We start from the raw sequence: 15,303 nt of genomic DNA on the forward strand, positions 1-15,303 counted from the left end.
GCTTCCCTTCGGTATTTCGTGTTTCCGACTCTATCAGATCTTTCCGGCTTCCCGGTCCGTTCCGACTTCCTCGGTGCCTTTCCGGGCTTCGCTTTCGCGTTTCCCTTTCCGGCGGTTCCGACTTTATCAGAAGTTTTCGGCCGGTCTGACCGGCTCGGTTTCCGGAAGTCGGGGCGGCTTCTCGATCAATGAAATTCAAGAAGCAGGCAGATGTTCACTGCTGCCGTTCGAGCTCTACAGCTCTAGGCAACTGTTCGAATCTACCTCCCTGGTCCGGCCGTGTCAACGGCTTTTACGGGGCGACGAGGAGACTAGCAGCTCAGCGGGGTTGTACGCACATCACGCTGCGGCGGGGGCCTCGGCGCTCCGCTCCGAGGCGTCGATGTCACCGGTCTCGCCCGCACGTACCGCCCGGCCGCCGAGGACGTAGACGTACGACAGGAAGAGCAGTTCAGCGGTGACCCCGATGGCTATGCGGCCCCAGGTGGGCAGGCCGGAGGGGGTGACGAAGCCTTCGATGGCGCCGGACACGAGGAGGACCAGGGCGAGCCCGATGGCCATGCCCAGGGCGGAGCGGCCCTCTTCCGCCATGGCCACCCGGCGGGTGCGCGGGCCGGGGTCGATCAGGGTCCAGCCGAGGCGCAGACCGGTGCCGGCCGCGACGAAGACGGCGGTCAGCTCCAGCAGGCCGTGCGGCAGGAGCAGCCCCAGGAAGGTGTCCAGTCGGCCGGCGGAGGACATCAGGCCGATGCCGACGCCTACGTTGAGCATGTTCTGGAAGAGGATCCAGATCACCGGGAAGCAGAGGAAGGCGCCCAGGACCAGGCACATCGCCGCTGCCTGGGCGTTGTTCGTCCACACCTGGGCGGCGAACGACGTCGCCGGGTGGCTGGAGTAGTACGTCTCGTACTCGCCTCCGGGGCGCGTCATGTCGCGCAGCTCCGAAGGGGCCGCGATCGAGGACTGGACCTCGGGGTGCGTGCCGACCCACCAGCCGATGACGCCCGCCAGGAGGATGGACAACAGGGCCGTGGGAACCCACCAGCGCCGGGAACGGTAGACCGCGGCGGGGAAACCGTGCACCAAGAAGCGTGTGACGTCCCTCCAGGAGGCTCGGCGTGTGCCGGTCACGGCACTGCGCGCGCGGGCCACCAGTTGCGTGAGGCGTCCGGTGAGCTGCGGGTCCGGGGCGCTGGACTGGATCAGGGAGAGGTGCGTGGCAGTGCGCTGGTAGAGGGTGACGAGCTCGTCGACCTCGGGGCCGGTGAGGCGGCGCCGGCGGCGCAGCAGGGCGTCGAGGCGGTCCCACTCGGCTCGGTGGGCCGACACGAAGACGTCGAGGTCCATCGGGTTGGCTGCTCCTCGGCTTCTCGTACTGCGCGCGCTTCTCGCGCTTCTCGTACTTGTCCTACTGCGGCGCGATCACTCTTCAGCTTGGCAGACTGGCGGTTCCGGGGGCAGAGACGGGAAGGACGGCGGGCGTGAGTGAGCTTGTGACGGGCGAGGCGGTGGCGCTGGAGCTGCGTCCCGCGAAGCTGCCCAGCCGGGTGCTGGCCCTCCTGGTCGACATGGTCGTGGCCTGGTCGGTCTACCTCGCCGTGACGTTGGGGCTGCTGGCCGCGACGGCGTCCCTCGACGACGCGGCGGCCGCCGCCGTAGCCGTCGCGACCTTCGTCCTGGTGCTGGTGGGCGTGCCCATCGCCGTGGAGACGCTCAGCCATGGGCGGTCGCTGGGCAAGCTCGCCTGCGGGCTGCGGGTCGTACGGGACGACGGCGGACCGATCCGGTTCCGGCACGCGCTGGTGCGGGGGGCGATCGGGGTCGTCGAGATCCTGATGACGTTCGGGGTGGTCGCGTGCATCGCCTCGCTCGTCTCGGCGCGGGGGCGACGGCTCGGGGACGTGTTCGCCGGAACGCTGGTCGTGCGGGAGCGGGTGCCCGCCGCGCGGACCGGGTATGTGCCGGCGCCACCGCCCTGGCTGGCGGGGCGGTTCTCGGAGCTCGACCTGTCCGCGGTGCCCGACGGGCTGTGGCTGGCGATCCGGCAGTACCTGACCCGGATGGGGCAGCTCGACCCGCAGGTCAGTTGGGGCATGGCGGAGCGGCTCGCGAGCGACCTGGCGGCGCGGACCGGTGCTCCGGCGCCGGAGGGGGTTCCTCCGGCTGCGTTCCTGGCCGCCGTCGTGCACGAGCGGCAGACGCGGGAGACGCAGCGGGCCTTCGGCGGGGGTGGGGCGCCGGGTGCCTGGGATGGCGCTCCGGACTCGTACGCCGCACCCGCCTCACGAGACTCCGCGGGTCGGTGGGCGGCTCCCGGCGCAACCGGGGGCGAGGCGCCTCCGCCCCCGGCGTCCGCCGGGCCCGCCCCGGACGCCGCTGCGGGGCCGGAGCGTCCGGCGACGGGCTTCGTACCGCCCGCGTGACGGGGCGGGGTCGCGTCAGGCGAAGACCGACGGCGGCGACTCGAGGTGTTCGAGCTCGATGCCGGGGGCGGCGAGGACGACGTCGCCGCTGAGGTGGACGGCGTGCTGCTCGCCCGTGTCCAGGGCTGTGACCTGGTATTCGTCCACGGTCAGCGGGCCGTTGTCAGTGGCGTGTGCTTCTCTTGCGAGCAAGGCCCAGGACTGGTCGAGGGTGCGCGGCGCCAGGACCGGGTCGGTGAAGGCGACCAGGCGGACGCGCGTCGCGGGGGCGGCGGGGGCGAGGCGCAGCAGCCGGGCGGTGGCGACGAGGAAGGCGGGGGACGTGCCGGTGAAGGCGTGAGCGGGGGCGTTGTTCTCGGTGGCATGGGCGCCGGTGGCGTCGGTGCGGACCCAGGTGACGCCGTCGAGGGCGGCGGCCCGTACCTGCCAGCCCGCGGCGTTGAGTTCGAGACGGATGGGGCGGCCGAGTTCGTCGAGCGCCAGGTCGACGGAGCCCGCGTGGTCGCCGGAGGGGGTGGTGCGCTGGGCGACGTAGCGCCAGCCGGACGGGCCTGGCGCGCAGTGGAAGTGTTCCTCACCGAGGGGGGTGTGATCGTGCGGGTCGTACAGCGAATAGCGGCCGCGGGGCATGAGGGCTTGGTCCTTGTCGGAGGACGTGCGCGACGAGGGCGTACGTGACGTGAGGCGTACCTGAGAGGCGTACCTGAGGGGGGCATACCTGAGGGGCGTCCTGCGGCGGATGGCGGAGCGGCGGGGTCCCGGGAGCGGGATCGGCAGCCGGTCCGCAGCACTTGAGCGGGCGCCCGTGGTCCGCCGCGCGTGGCGGGGCACCGGGGCCACTACGGCGGCAGGCCCCCGCCGGGTGGCGAGGGCCTGCTGGAGTCGTCCTGGCCGCCGGTCCGTGCCGGCTGCCGTGCCGGGCGGCTGGTGGACCGGGCGGCCGCCGGCCGTGGTCCGGGCCGGGCGCCCCCGCGCCGGGGCGGCCCGTTCCGGAGCCCGCGGTCGGGCGGCGGCTCAGTAGCGGTAGTGGTCCGGCTTGTACGGGCCCTCGACCTTGACGCCGATGTACGCGGCCTGCTCGGGGCGGAGCGTCGTGAGCTTCACGCCGAGCGAGTCCAGGTGCAGGCGGGCGACCTTCTCGTCGAGGTGCTTGGGGAGCACGTAGACGCCGATCGGGTACTCCTCCTGCTTGGTGAACAGCTCGATCTGGGCCAGGGTCTGGTCCGCGAACGAGTTGGACATCACGAAGGACGGGTGGCCCGTCGCGTTGCCCAGGTTCAGCAGGCGGCCCTCGGAGAGGACGATGATCTTCTTGCCGTCGGGGAAGGTCCAGGTGTGGACCTGCGGCTTGACCTCGTCCTTAACGATGCCCGGGACCTTCGCGAGGCCGGCCATGTCGATCTCGTTGTCGAAGTGGCCGATGTTGCCCACGATCGCCTGGTGCTTCATCTTGGCCATGTCCGAGGCCATGATGATGTCCTTGTTGCCGGTCGTGGTGATGAAGATGTCGGCCTTGTCGACGACCTCGTCGAGCGTCGTGACCTGGTAGCCGTCCATCGCGGCCTGCAGGGCGCAGATCGGGTCGACCTCGGTGACGATCACGCGGGCGCCCTGGCCGCGCAGGGACTCGGCGCAGCCCTTGCCGACGTCGCCGTAGCCGCAGACGACCGCGGTCTTGCCGCCGATGAGGACGTCGGTGGCGCGGTTGATGCCGTCGACGAGGGAGTGGCGGCAGCCGTACTTGTTGTCGAACTTCGACTTGGTGACGGCGTCGTTCACGTTGATCGCCGGGAAGAGGAGGGTGCCCTCGCGCTGCATCTCGTACAGACGGTGGACGCCGGTCGTGGTCTCCTCGGTGACGCCGCGGATCTCCGAGGCGAGCTGCGTCCACTTCTGGGCGTTCTCACCCAGGGTGCGGTGCAGGACCTCGAGGATGACGCGGTGCTCGTCGTTCTCGGCGGTCTCGACGGCCGGGACCTTGCCGTCCTTCTCGTACTGGACGCCCAGGTGGACGAGCATGGTGGCGTCGCCGCCGTCGTCCAGGATCATGTTCGGGCCGCCGGTGGGTGTGTTCGGCCAGGTCAGGGCCTGCTCCGTGCACCACCAGTACTCCTCGAGCGTCTCGCCCTTCCAGGCGAAGACGGGGATGCCCTGGGGGTTGTCCGGCGTGCCGTTCGGACCCACGGCGATGGCGGCCGCGGCGTGGTCCTGGGTGGAGAAGATGTTGCAGGAGGCCCAGCGGACCTGGGCGCCGAGGGCTGCCAGGGTCTCGATGAGCACGGCGGTCTGCACGGTCATGTGCAGGGAGCCGGTGATGCGGGCGCCCTTGAGGGGCTGGGCGTCGGCGTACTCCTCGCGGAGGGCCATCAAGCCGGGCATCTCGTGCTCGGCGAGGCTGATCTCCTTGCGGCCGAACTCGGCCAGGGAGAGGTCGGCGACCTTGAAGTCCTTGCCGTTGACGGCAGTCGTCATGGTGAGCTGCTCCTCGTGATGGGTCGAGGGTGGGCATGGCTGATCTGCGGCGTCGGGGCACGAAGGTGCGCCGGCGCGCGCAGCGCAGTCCGTCGGAGGCCCTCTCTCCCTCGGCCGGTCCAGGGGCGGACCGCCCGACCGCCATCAGCAGCGACGTCTGGCACTGTCACGAATCTACACCGATCGGCGCAGTGAGCCACAAGGGCGCCCGGCGCCGGCCTCATGGCCGAATCGCACCCGCGGCGGTCCCCGGGCGGCGGCGAGACAAAGGTCGCGATGCCCGACGAACTGGGACCTTTGCTTTTTTGATCCTGTGTCTCTCTGTTGCAGGATGCCTGGAGATCGCGAACATATGCGCGACCTTTGGCCACGGCGTGAGGAGAACCACGTGACCAGTCCGGCCGAGCCCTCGGCAGGCGTCGGCGGGCAGCAGCCGCGGAAGCGGCCGCTGCTGCTCGCGGTGACCGCCTGCCCGACCGGCATCGCCCACACGTACATGGCGGCGGAGAAGCTCCAGCAGGCTGCCGAGCGCCTCGGCGTCGACATCAAGGTGGAGACACAAGGGTCCATCGGGGCTGAGAACGTCCTGACTGACAACGATGTCAGAGGCGCCGACGGCGTCATCATCGCCGCCGACAAGGACGTCGGTCGCAGCCGGTTCGCGGGCAAGCGCGTGCTGTCCGTCGGGGTGGCCGAGGGCATCAGCCGACCCGAGCACCTGATCGAGCAGGTCCGGAGTGCGCCCGTACAGGGCGCCGGGGACCAGGGCGTGCGGGCCACCGCAGCCGGAGGCGGCGGAGGCGGCGGTGCACCAGGGGGCGCGGGCGGCAGCGGTGGGCGGGAGCGGAGCGTCGCGTACAAGGCGCTGATGAACGGTGTCTCGTACATGATTCCGTTCGTCGTGGTCGGCGGTCTGCTGATCGCGATCTCGCTGTCGCTGGGCGGGCACACCGACCCCAAGGGCGGGCTCGTCATCCCGGACGGTTCGTTCTGGATGCACGTGAACCAGATCGGCGTCATCGGGTTCACGCTGATGGTGCCGATCCTGTCCGGGTACATCGCGTACGCGATCGGGGACCGGCCCGCGCTGGTGCCGGGCATGATCGGCGGGTGGATCGCCAACACCGGTGAGCTCTACGACTCCGAGGCGGGGGCCGGCTTCATCGGGGCGATCGTGACCGGCTTCCTGGCCGGTTATCTGGTGCTGGGGATCAAGCGGGTCAGGGTCCCGAAGTTCGTGCAGCCGATCATGCCGATCATCGTGATCCCAATCCTGGCGACGAGCGCCCTCGGTCTGTTCTTCATCTACGTCATCGGCAAGCCGATCTCGTGGGTCTTCGAGCACCTGACGGACTGGCTCAGCGGGATGACGGGCACGAGCGCGATCCTGCTCGGCGCGATCCTGGGGCTGATGATCGCCTTCGACATGGGCGGTCCGGTCAACAAGACGGCGTTCCTGTTCGGTGCGGGGCTCATCGCCACCGGCAACCAGACCGTCATGGGCATGTGCGCCGCGGCGATCCCCGTGATGCCGCTGGGGCAGGGGCTCGCGACGCTGGTCCGCAAGCGGCTCTACACCGATCAGGAGCGGGAGACGGGGCTCGCGGCGCTCTTCATGGGGCTGTTCGGCATCTCGGAAGGGGCCATTCCGTTTGCGGCGGCCCGGCCCGCCCAGGTGATTCCCGCGAACATGCTCGGCGGCGCGGTGGCCGGTGCCCTCGCGGGCCTGGCGAGTGTGGAGGACGCGGTGCCGCACGGCGGCCCGATCGTGGCGGTGCTCGGGGCGGTCGGCGGCGTACCGATGTTCTTCGTGGCCGTGGCCGCCGGAACGGTCGTGACTGCGCTCGCCACCGTGTCCCTGGTGGACCTGAGCGAGCGGAAGCGGCGTGGCGGTGCGGCGCTCGGGAAGGCGAACGGGGCCGAGGGCGCTGCCGCTGCGGCCGTGCCCACCGCCGCGTCACCCGCGTCACCCGCGTCGCCCGCGTCAGAGGCTCCGGCCGCGTCAGAGGCTCCGGCCGTGTCGGAGGCTCCGGCCGGTGCCGAGCCTCCGCGTGGGCCCGAAAGCCCTTGGGCAGCCGCGGCCGCTGCCTCCGACGCCCCTACGGAAGCCCCGGAAGTGCTCTCCGGGTACCTCACCGAGCAGACCGTGAAGGTGCGGCTCGACGCCGGGGACAAGGAGGCCGCGATCCGCGAGATGGCGGAGCTGTTGGCGCGTACGGGCAAGGTCGCGGACGTGGCGGAGCTGGTGCGGACCGCGCTCGCGCGTGAGGCGCAGGGGACCACGGGGCTCGGTGAGGAGATCGCCATCCCGCACGCCAAGACCGACGCCGTGACGGCGCCGGTCGTCGGCTTCGCGCGGTCGGCCGAGGGCATCGAGTGGGGCTCGCTGGACGGTACGAAGGCCAGGCTGATCTTCATGATCTCCGTACCGGAGGCCGCCGCGGGCGATGAGCACCTGCGGATCCTGGCCCTGCTTTCGCGAAAGCTGATGGATACCGGGTTCCGGGAGCGGCTGGTGGCCGCGAGGGACGAGGCGGCGGTCCTGGAGGTGCTGGGCGAGGTGGGGTGAGCCGTGCCGTTCGGCGCCTGCCGCCCCGGCATGGCGGAGGGGCCCGCACCTGTGCGGTGCGGGCCCCTCTGTCGTCGCCCTTGTCGGTTGGCCCGGCCCTGGGTCAGTGGCCGGGCTCCGGTGCCGGGCCGCCCGGGGTCTTCGTCGGGCTCGGACCCGCGGCGGCCGCTTCCTCGCTGTATATGTCCGGCTCCAGGTAGATGACGCGGGCGATCGGCACGGCGGCGCGGATGCGGTCCTCGGCGGCGTTGATCGATGCGGAGATCTCGCGGGCGGTGTCGTCGTGCCGGACGGCGATCTTGGCGGCGACCAGCAGCTCCTCCGGGCCGAGGTGGAGCGTGCGCATGTGGATGACGCGGGTGACGGTGTCGTCGTCGACGAGGGCCTTCTCGATCTTCGCGACCTCTTCGATGCCCGCGGCCTCACCCAGCAGCAGCGACTTGGTCTCGGCGGCGAGGACGATCGCGATGAGGATCAGCAGCACGCCGATGCACAGCGTGCCGATGCCGTCCCAGACGCCGTCGCCGGTGGCGAGCGCCAGGCCGACGCCGCCGAGCGCGAGGACCAGGCCGACGAGGGCGCCGAGGTCCTCCAGGAGCACCACGGGCAGCTCGGGCGCCTTGGCGCGGCGGATGAACTGCTTCCAGGAGAGCGAGCCGCGCAGGGCGTTGGACTCCTTGATGGCCGTCCGGAAGGAGAAGGACTCGGCGATGATGGCGAACACCAGGACCCCGACGGGCCAGTACCAGTGCTCGATCTCGTGCGGGTCCTTGATCTTCTCGTAGCCCTCGTAGAGGGCGAACATGCCGCCGACGGAGAAGAGCACGATGGAGACCAGGAACGCGTAGATGTAGCGCTCGCGTCCGTAGCCGAAGGGATGCTGGGGCGTGGCTTCGCGCTGGGCCTTCTTGCCCCCGAGCAGCAGCAGTCCCTGGTTGCCGGAGTCGGCCAGCGAGTGGACGCTCTCGGCGAGCATCGAGGACGAGCCGCTGAAGAGGAACGCCACGAACTTCGACGCCGCGATCGCGAGGTTGGCGGCGAGCGCCGCCACGATCGCCTTTGTTCCGCCTGACGCACTCATGTGTGCCCGTCTGTCCCTTCGATTGCCTGCCATGCCTGCCGCACGGCCCGCGTGCGTACGTCCATCCGCGCCGGCCGGGTCCCGAGGGGCGGCCGGTGCGGTGGGTCATTGTTGCAGCACGTGGTGCGCGGGGTGGTTCAGGCCACCACAGTGGCGCGGAACACGGTGCCGCTGCCGGATACGTCGGTCTTTTCACCCGCGGGGACGAACGCGGACTGACCGGGCGTCAGGGAGAGGTCGCCCACGCGGACCGTGCCCGCCGTGCAGAGCAGGATCTGCGGGGTCTCGGCGGTGAGGTCGTGCCGGGTGTCGCTCCCGGGCAGGACGAAGCGGGAGAGGCGGAACTCGTCGATGGGCGTCTCGTAGACCTCCTCCCCGTCGGGCGAGGCCTCGGGGCGCAGCACGCCGGGCTCGCCCGCCTCGAAGCGCACGACCCGCAGGAGTTCGGGCACGTCGACGTGTTTGGGGGTGAGGCCGCAGCGCAGGACGTTGTCGGAGTTGGCCATGATCTCGACGCCCATGCCGTTCAGGTAGGCGTGCGGGACTCCGGCGCCGAGGTACAGGGCCTCGCCGGGCTTGAGGCGGACGTGGTGGAGCAGCATGGCCGCGATGACACCGGGGTCGCCGGGGAAGTGGCGGGCCGCGTCGGCGTACGGGGCGTAGGAGCCGCCGAGGCGCTCGGCGGCGGCCGCGGCTTCGGCGACGGTCTTGGCCATCTCGTCGCGGTCGGCGGTGAGCACGGCCGTGAGGACCTCGCGCAGGGCGGCGTCCTCGGGCTGGGCGCGCAGCAGGTCGACGTACGGCTTGAGCGAGTCGACACCGAGGCCGTCGAGCAGGTTCGCGGCGTCGGCGGGCGCGCGGAAGCCGCACAGGCCGTCGAAGGGCGTGAGCGCGCAGATGAGTTCGGGTTTGTGGTTGGCGTCCTTGTAGTTGCGGTGGGGGGCGTCGAGCGGGATGCCGCGGGCCTCCTCGTCCTCGTAGCCCTCCCTGGCCTGCTCCAGGTTGGGGTGCACCTGGACGGAGAGCGGGGCGCCCGCGGCGAGGATCTTCAGGAGGAACGGCAGGCGGGGGCCGAACTTGTCGACGGTACGCGGGCCGAGCTCGCGGCGCGGGTCCTCGTCGATCACCTCGTCGAGCGGCCCGCGCTCGGTGCGCGAGGGCGCTCCCGGGTGGGCGCCCATCCACATCTCGGCCTCCGGCTCACCGGTCGGCTCGACGCCGAGGAGGCCCGCGAGGGCGGTGGTGGAGCCCCAGGCGTAGGGGCGGATGGTGTTGGTGAGGCGGTCCACGGAGAGGTCTCCCTTACGGGCTTGCGGGGACGCGTACGAGGGGATGTCTCCGCGCGCGTACGCGGTGTCTGTCGAGCGTGGTCCTACGGGTGCGAGTGCGGCGCGAGTGCCGGTGCGGGTAGGTGTCCGCGGGTTCGGCTCTACCCGTGGGTGCGCGTCCGCCCGCGGGTGCGCGTCTGCCTGCGTACGGGTGCCTGCCCGCGGGCGCGCACGGGTGCGGGTACGGCCGCGGGTGGGACGGCGCCGGTGCGAGGGCCGGGGTCATGATCGGTCTCCGGAGGCGACCGCCAGGTAAACGGCGGCGAAATCCGTGAGGGCGATCAACTCGGCGACGCGCTCCAGGTCGTCGCCGTCGTCCGGGTCGAGCTCACTGAGGGCGACGTCGTGGCTCTGCGCCAGCTCGCGGGCCGCGGGGGCGGCGGTGAGGCCGCCCGCATCGGCGGGGCGGTCGCGCAGCAGGACGGCGCGGGGCCGCAGGAGGGCCGCGTCCTCGACGCGGTCGCGGAAGAAGTCGTCGCCGTCGGCGCCGCCGGCGGGCCCCTGCCCGAGCAGCGCGGCGTGCGCGGGCAGGGCTTCGGGGAGCTCGGCGGCGAGCGCCGGGTGCCCGGCGAGCTCGGCGAGGGTGGCCGCGAACCGCCGGCCGACCGGGCCCGCGGTCGGGCCCTCCGTCCAGATCAGCGGCAGCGCCTCGGACAGCTCGGCGGCGAGGGTCTTCGCGGGGTTGCTGTACGTCGCGACAGCGGGGCCGCACCGCTCCGCGACGGCGTCGAGGCGGTCGGCGACCTTCTGGAGCGTCTCGGTGGGGGCGCTGAGCAGGCCGGTGCGGTCGAACAGGGCCAGGAGCGGGGTGAGCAGGGCCCACAGGGTGCCGGGGGCGGCGGTGGGGGCCTCGGTGCCAAAGGGGGCGTCGGCGGCGGGCTGCGGTGACAGGGCCATCGGGACGGCGAGGCCGTGGGCGCCGCGGACGCCCTCGGTGAGCGGCGAGCGGGCCGGTGCCACCGCGACGACGGTGCAGCCGCGGCGGTAGGCCTGCTCGGCGAGGAGGGTCAGGCCCGGCTCGGAACCGTCCGGCGTGGCGATGAGCAGCAGGTCCACCGAGCCGACCCAGCCGGGCAGGGCCCAGCGCAGGGCGCCCGCGGCGGGGGCCACGCCCGTGGGGGCGAGCCGGACGACGGGCGAAGTGGTGCCCACGAGCGCGTCCAGGAGGTCGGCGACGCCGGTGGCCGCGGTGCCGGGGCCCGCGAGGAGGACGGCGCGGGGGCGGCCGTCCGGCTTCAGGTCCGTGACCCCGGCCTCCGTGGCGTGCCGGATCGCCGTCCGTACGCGGGCACCGGCTTCGGCGGCGCCGCGCAGCAGCTCGTGCCGGTCGGCGCGGACGAGGTCGTCGGGGGCGTCAAGAAGTGACTCGTCGAGCATGGGGGCGGCCTCCGATCACCGGGCGCGGCGGGTATGCGGCTGGGCGTACGTGGGAACGCGCGCCTCGCCCTCGTCTGATCCTTACTCGGGGCGGCGGGCCTCGTCGACCAGGAGCACGGGGATGCCGTCGCGGACCGGGTAGGCGAGACCGCAGTCGGTGCCCTCGGCGGTGCAGACCAGCTCGGTGTCCGTCTCCTTGAGGGGGGCGTGGCAGGCCGGGCAGGCGAGGATCTCCAGGAGGCCGGCTTCGAGCGGCATGGGGCGGGTCCCTTCGGGTGGTCGGTGAGGTCCGCCCAGCCTATCGCTGACCTGGGGGCCTCGGGCGGGGCCGGGGCGGGGGCTTCGCCCCCTTGCCCCCTGCCCCCCGCCTTGTTCTGGTGTGCTGTTCGGTTTCGGGTGCGGGTCGGTGGGGCGTTCGTGCCCACCCGTTCCGCCCTGCGGAACGCCTGCCCACGAACGCCGGGCGGTGTCGTTCACCGTTCCGCCCGCGGAACGCCCGGCCACAAACGCCGGGCGGTGCGTGCGAGCCCCGAATACGCCGGGTCAGGCCCTGATGATCGCCAGGGCTGCGTCGCGGATCTTCTCCATGGTCTGGGCGTCGCGGGCCTCGGCGTTCAGGCGGAGCAGGGGCTCCGTGTTCGACGGGCGGACGTTGAACCACCAGTCGGCCGCCGTGACGGTCAGGCCGTCCAACTCGTCGAGGGTGACGCCGTCCTGTCCCTCGTACGCGGCCTTGACCGCGGCGAGGCGGGCCTTCTGGTCGGTCACCGTGGAGTTGATCTCGCCCGAGCCGACGTAGCGGTCGTACTGCTCCACCAGGCCGGACAGCGGGCCCTCCTGGCCGCCGAGGGCGGCGAGGACGTGGAGCGCGGCCAGCATGCCCGTGTCCGCGTTCCAGAAGTCGCGGAAGTAGTAGTGCGCGGAGTGTTCGCCGCCGAAGATCGCGCCGGTCTTGGCCATCTCCTCCTTGATGAAGGAGTGCCCCACGCGGGTGCGCACCGGGGTGCCGCCGCACTCGCGCACGACCTCGGGCACCGACCAGGACGTGATCAGGTTGTGGATGACCGTGCCCGAGCCGCCGTGCTTGGCGAGCTCGCGGCCGGCCACCAGGGCGGTGATCGCCGACGGGGAGACCGGGTCGCCGTTCTCGTCGACCACGAAGCAGCGGTCCGCGTCGCCGTCGAAGGCGATGCCGATGTCGGCGCCCTCCTCGCGGACGCGCTGCTGGAGGTCCACGATGTTCGCCGGGTCCAGGGGGTTCGCCTCGTGGTTCGGGAACGTGCCGTCCAGCTCGAAGTACATCGGTACGAGGGTGAGCGGCAGGCCTTCGAAGACGGTGGGGACGGTGTGGCCGCCCATGCCGTTGCCCGCGTCGACGACGACCTTCAGGGGGCGGATGGCCGTCAGGTCCACCAGGGAGCGCAGGTGGGCCGCGTAGTCCTTGAGGGTGTCGCGCTGCGTGCGGGTGCCCGGGGTGGCTGCGGGCTCCGGGGCGCCCGTCTCGGCCCAGGACTCGACGAGCGCGCGGATGTCGGCGAGGCCGGTGTCCTGGCCGACCGGGGCGGCGCCCGCGCGGCACATCTTGATGCCGTTGTACTGCGCCGGGTTGTGGGAGGCGGTGAACATCGCGCCGGGCAGGTCCAGCGCGCCCGAGGCGTAGTAGAGCTGGTCCGTGGAGCACAGGCCGATCTCGGTGACGTCCACGCCGAGGGCGGTCGCGCCGCGCGCGAAGGCGCCGGAGAGGCCGGGTGACGAGGGGCGCATGTCGTGGCCGACGACGATCGCGTTCGCACCCGTCACCCGTGCGAAGGCGGCGCCGAACAGCTCGGCGAGGTGCTCGTCCCACTGGTCCGGGACCACCCCGCGTACGTCGTACGCCTTCACGATCTGGGACAGATCAGCAGCCACGGTCAGCCCTTCCTCGACGTTCTGCACTCCATGCCGCACCTTCGCCCGGCGGTCCCCAAACTACCTCCAACCGCTGACGGGCGGTGGTGATGGAGTGACAGATCAGGGTCGCGTCCGGGTCGGTCGGGGGCAGATCAGGGGCAGGCTCGGGGTCGTGTTCGAGGTTGACGTCCGGCCTGCCCGTCTGTCGGCCCCGTCAGGGGCCTTCTGCCCCGTTCGTCACGTCTGACCCATGAAGCCCACCGGGCTCCTCGGATTCGTCGGCCCCTCCCGTCCTGCTCGCGCTCTCCGCCGCGTCAGGGCAGCATCCAGCCGAGCGCCGCCGTGCTCTGGCCCACCACGATCAGGCACATCAGGAGCAGCAGCCCGAGGCTCCAGGGCAGCACCTTGCGGAGCAGGTCGCCCTCCTTGCCCGTGAGGCCGACGGCCGCGCAGGCGATGGTCAGGTTCTGCGGGGAGATCATCTTGCCGAGCACGCCGCCCGAGCTGTTGGCGGCGGCGAGCAGTTCGGGCGACAGCCCCGACTGCTCGGCCGCGGTCACCTGGAGGGCACCGAACAGCGCGTTCGCGGAGGTGTCCGAGCCGGACACGGCCACGCCGAACCAGCCGAGCACCGGGGACAGGAAGGCCAGGCCCGCGCCCGCGTCCGCCACGAAGTGCCCGATGGTGGCGGCCTGCCCGGAGAGGTTCATGACGTACGCGAGGGCGAGGACGCTCGTCACCGTGAGGATCGCGTACCGCAGTTCGTGGACGGTCGCCGCCCATTCCCGTGCCGCCACGCGCGCGTGGACGCCGAGGATCGCCGCCGTCGCGCATCCGGCGAGCAGCACGAGCGTGCCGCCGGTCGCCACCAGGGGCAGCGAGAAGACGTTGCCGCCGACCGGGTCGCCCGCGGGGTCGGCGACGTCCAGGAACGGCCAGTCGACGGTGCGGGTGGCCTCGGCCAGGACGTCCTTGACGGGCGGGATCTGGGCCACGGAGAAGACCGCGACGATCAGGGCGTACGGGGCGTAGGCGCGCAGCACGTCCGCGCGCGGGTCGTCGTGGTCGAGGTCCTCGCTGCGGGCGCCGGTCAGGACGGCGGCCCGTACGGGCTCGGCGGCGGGCCTGCGCGCCTGCGGCACGGCCACGAGCGCGCCCGCGCCCGCCAAGGCGGCGGCGATGTCCGCGAGTTGCGCGGAGACGTAGTTGGAGGCCACGAACTGTGCGACGGCGAACGCGAAGCCGCACGCCGTCGCGGGCAGCCAGGTCTCGCGCAGGCCGCGGCGCCCGTCCACCAGGGCGACCAGGAGCAGCGGCACGACCAGCGCGAGCAGCGGCGTCTGGCGGCCGACCACGGAGGCGACGGTGTCCAGGGGGATGCCGGTGACCTGGGCGAGCGTCACCACGGGCGTGCCCATGGCGCCGAAGGCCACGGGCGCGGTGTTGGCGACGAGGGCGACGACCGCGGCGCGGACCGGGTCGAAGCCAAGGGCGACGAGCATCACCGCGCTGATCGCGACGGGCGCGCCGAACCCGGCGAGCGCCTCGAGCAGCGCGCCGAAGCAGAAGGCGATGACGAGCGCCTGGACGCGCGGGTCGTCGGAGAGACGGCCGAAGGAGCGGCGCAGGACGTCGAAGTGCCGGGTGCGGACGGTCATGCGGTACACCCACAGGGCGTTGACGACGATCCACAGGATGGGGAAGAGCCCGAAGGCGGCGCCCTGTGCGGCGCTTGCGGCGGTCTGGCCGAGGGGCATGCCGAACGCGAGCCAGGCGACCGCGGCGGCGACGCCGAGGCCGATGGGCCCCGCCAGGTGCGCCCGCATGCGGACGCCGCCGAGGAGGACCAGGACGGTCAGCAGGGGCAGGGTCGCGACGAGTGCGGACAGGCCGAGCGAGTCGGCTACGGGCTCCAGTTCCTGGACGAACATGCGGGCCTCCCCGGGTGCCGCGGCCTCGCGAAGAGTGCGGGATCACGGTGGGGGCATGGTCAGGTCCGCGTGAACGGGACGTCAATGGGGCGTGCGGGGCTGGTCGTTCAGCGGTGAACAACGCGTGTCTACGGAGAGGGTGGCGGAGAGGGGCGGTGGCCGTGCGGGCCACCCGGGGTGCTCAGGTCTCGCCCTAGCGCCGCCGTGTCGCCGTGTCGCCGTGCCGCCGTGC

12 protein-coding genes are annotated in these 15,303 nt (G+C 72.3%); 3 read left to right on the forward strand and 9 right to left on the reverse strand.

The features are described from left to right. On the forward strand, positions 1-192 hold a 192-nt coding region (locus tag IE330_RS39205), incomplete at its 5' end, for a hypothetical protein (protein ID WP_229925904.1). Positions 193-339: 147 nt separating this feature from the next. Here IE330_RS39205 and IE330_RS25190 read toward each other — a convergent pair. After that, complete coding sequence (locus IE330_RS25190; RefSeq protein ID WP_190138400.1) at positions 340-1,347, reverse strand: stage II sporulation protein M; 1,008 nt, start codon at positions 1,345-1,347, stop codon at positions 340-342. Positions 1,348-1,481: 134 nt separating this feature from the next. On the opposite strand from IE330_RS25190, the gene IE330_RS25195 reads away from it, so the two are divergent. Further along, complete coding sequence (locus IE330_RS25195) at positions 1,482-2,423, forward strand: RDD family protein (protein WP_190138401.1); 942 nt, start codon at positions 1,482-1,484, stop codon at positions 2,421-2,423. Positions 2,424-2,438: 15 nt separating this feature from the next. On the opposite strand, the gene IE330_RS25200 is transcribed toward IE330_RS25195, so the two are convergent. Together IE330_RS25200 and ahcY are read right to left on the reverse strand one after the other, a co-directional pair. Continuing rightward, positions 2,439-3,053: a hypothetical protein gene (locus IE330_RS25200; RefSeq protein ID WP_190138402.1), complete on the reverse strand. Its 615-nt coding sequence runs from the start codon at positions 3,051-3,053 to the stop codon at positions 2,439-2,441. A 384-nt stretch (positions 3,054-3,437) separates the two neighbouring features. Further along, entirely contained in the window at positions 3,438-4,895 is a 1,458-nt protein-coding gene (ahcY, locus tag IE330_RS25205; RefSeq protein ID WP_190138403.1) for an adenosylhomocysteinase, read from the reverse strand. 388 nt (positions 4,896-5,283) lie between these two features. Here ahcY and IE330_RS25210 point away from each other — a divergent pair, with 388 nt between their 5' ends. After that, the gene (locus IE330_RS25210; RefSeq protein WP_268257342.1) at positions 5,284-7,464 is read left to right on the forward strand and encodes a fructose-specific PTS transporter subunit EIIC; all 2,181 of its coding nucleotides are present in this window, start codon (positions 5,284-5,286) and stop codon (positions 7,462-7,464) included. 103 nt (positions 7,465-7,567) lie between these two features. Here IE330_RS25210 and IE330_RS25215 read toward each other — a convergent pair whose 3' ends face one another. The 6 genes from IE330_RS25215 to IE330_RS25240 all read right to left on the reverse strand — a co-directional run bounded on the left by IE330_RS25215 (position 7,568) and on the right by IE330_RS25240 (position 15,071). Next, entirely contained in the window at positions 7,568-8,545 is a 978-nt protein-coding gene (locus IE330_RS25215; protein ID WP_190138404.1) for a cation diffusion facilitator family transporter, read from the reverse strand. Between the two features lie 137 nt (positions 8,546-8,682). Continuing rightward, entirely contained in the window at positions 8,683-9,834 is a 1,152-nt protein-coding gene (gene manA, locus IE330_RS25220; protein WP_190138405.1) for a mannose-6-phosphate isomerase, class I, read from the reverse strand. A gap of 261 nt (positions 9,835-10,095) precedes the next feature. Then, a complete protein-coding gene (locus tag IE330_RS25225; protein WP_190138406.1) occupies positions 10,096-11,250 on the reverse strand; it encodes an SIS domain-containing protein in 1,155 nt (384 codons plus the stop codon). Positions 11,251-11,331: 81 nt separating this feature from the next. After that, on the reverse strand, positions 11,332-11,508 hold the full coding sequence (locus tag IE330_RS25230) for a Trm112 family protein (RefSeq protein ID WP_190138407.1): 177 nt from the start codon (positions 11,506-11,508) through the stop codon (positions 11,332-11,334). A gap of 285 nt (positions 11,509-11,793) precedes the next feature. Next, entirely contained in the window at positions 11,794-13,158 is a 1,365-nt protein-coding gene (locus IE330_RS25235; RefSeq protein WP_190138422.1) for a phosphomannomutase/phosphoglucomutase, read from the reverse strand. 296 nt (positions 13,159-13,454) lie between these two features. After that, complete coding sequence (locus IE330_RS25240) at positions 13,455-15,071, reverse strand: L-lactate permease (protein ID WP_190138408.1); 1,617 nt, start codon at positions 15,069-15,071, stop codon at positions 13,455-13,457. Between the last annotated feature and the right edge of the window lie 232 nt (positions 15,072-15,303).

Origin of the sequence: Streptomyces longispororuber, from assembly GCF_014656095.1 — a bacterium.
Taxonomy (GTDB): domain Bacteria; phylum Actinomycetota; class Actinomycetes; order Streptomycetales; family Streptomycetaceae; genus Streptomyces; species Streptomyces longispororuber.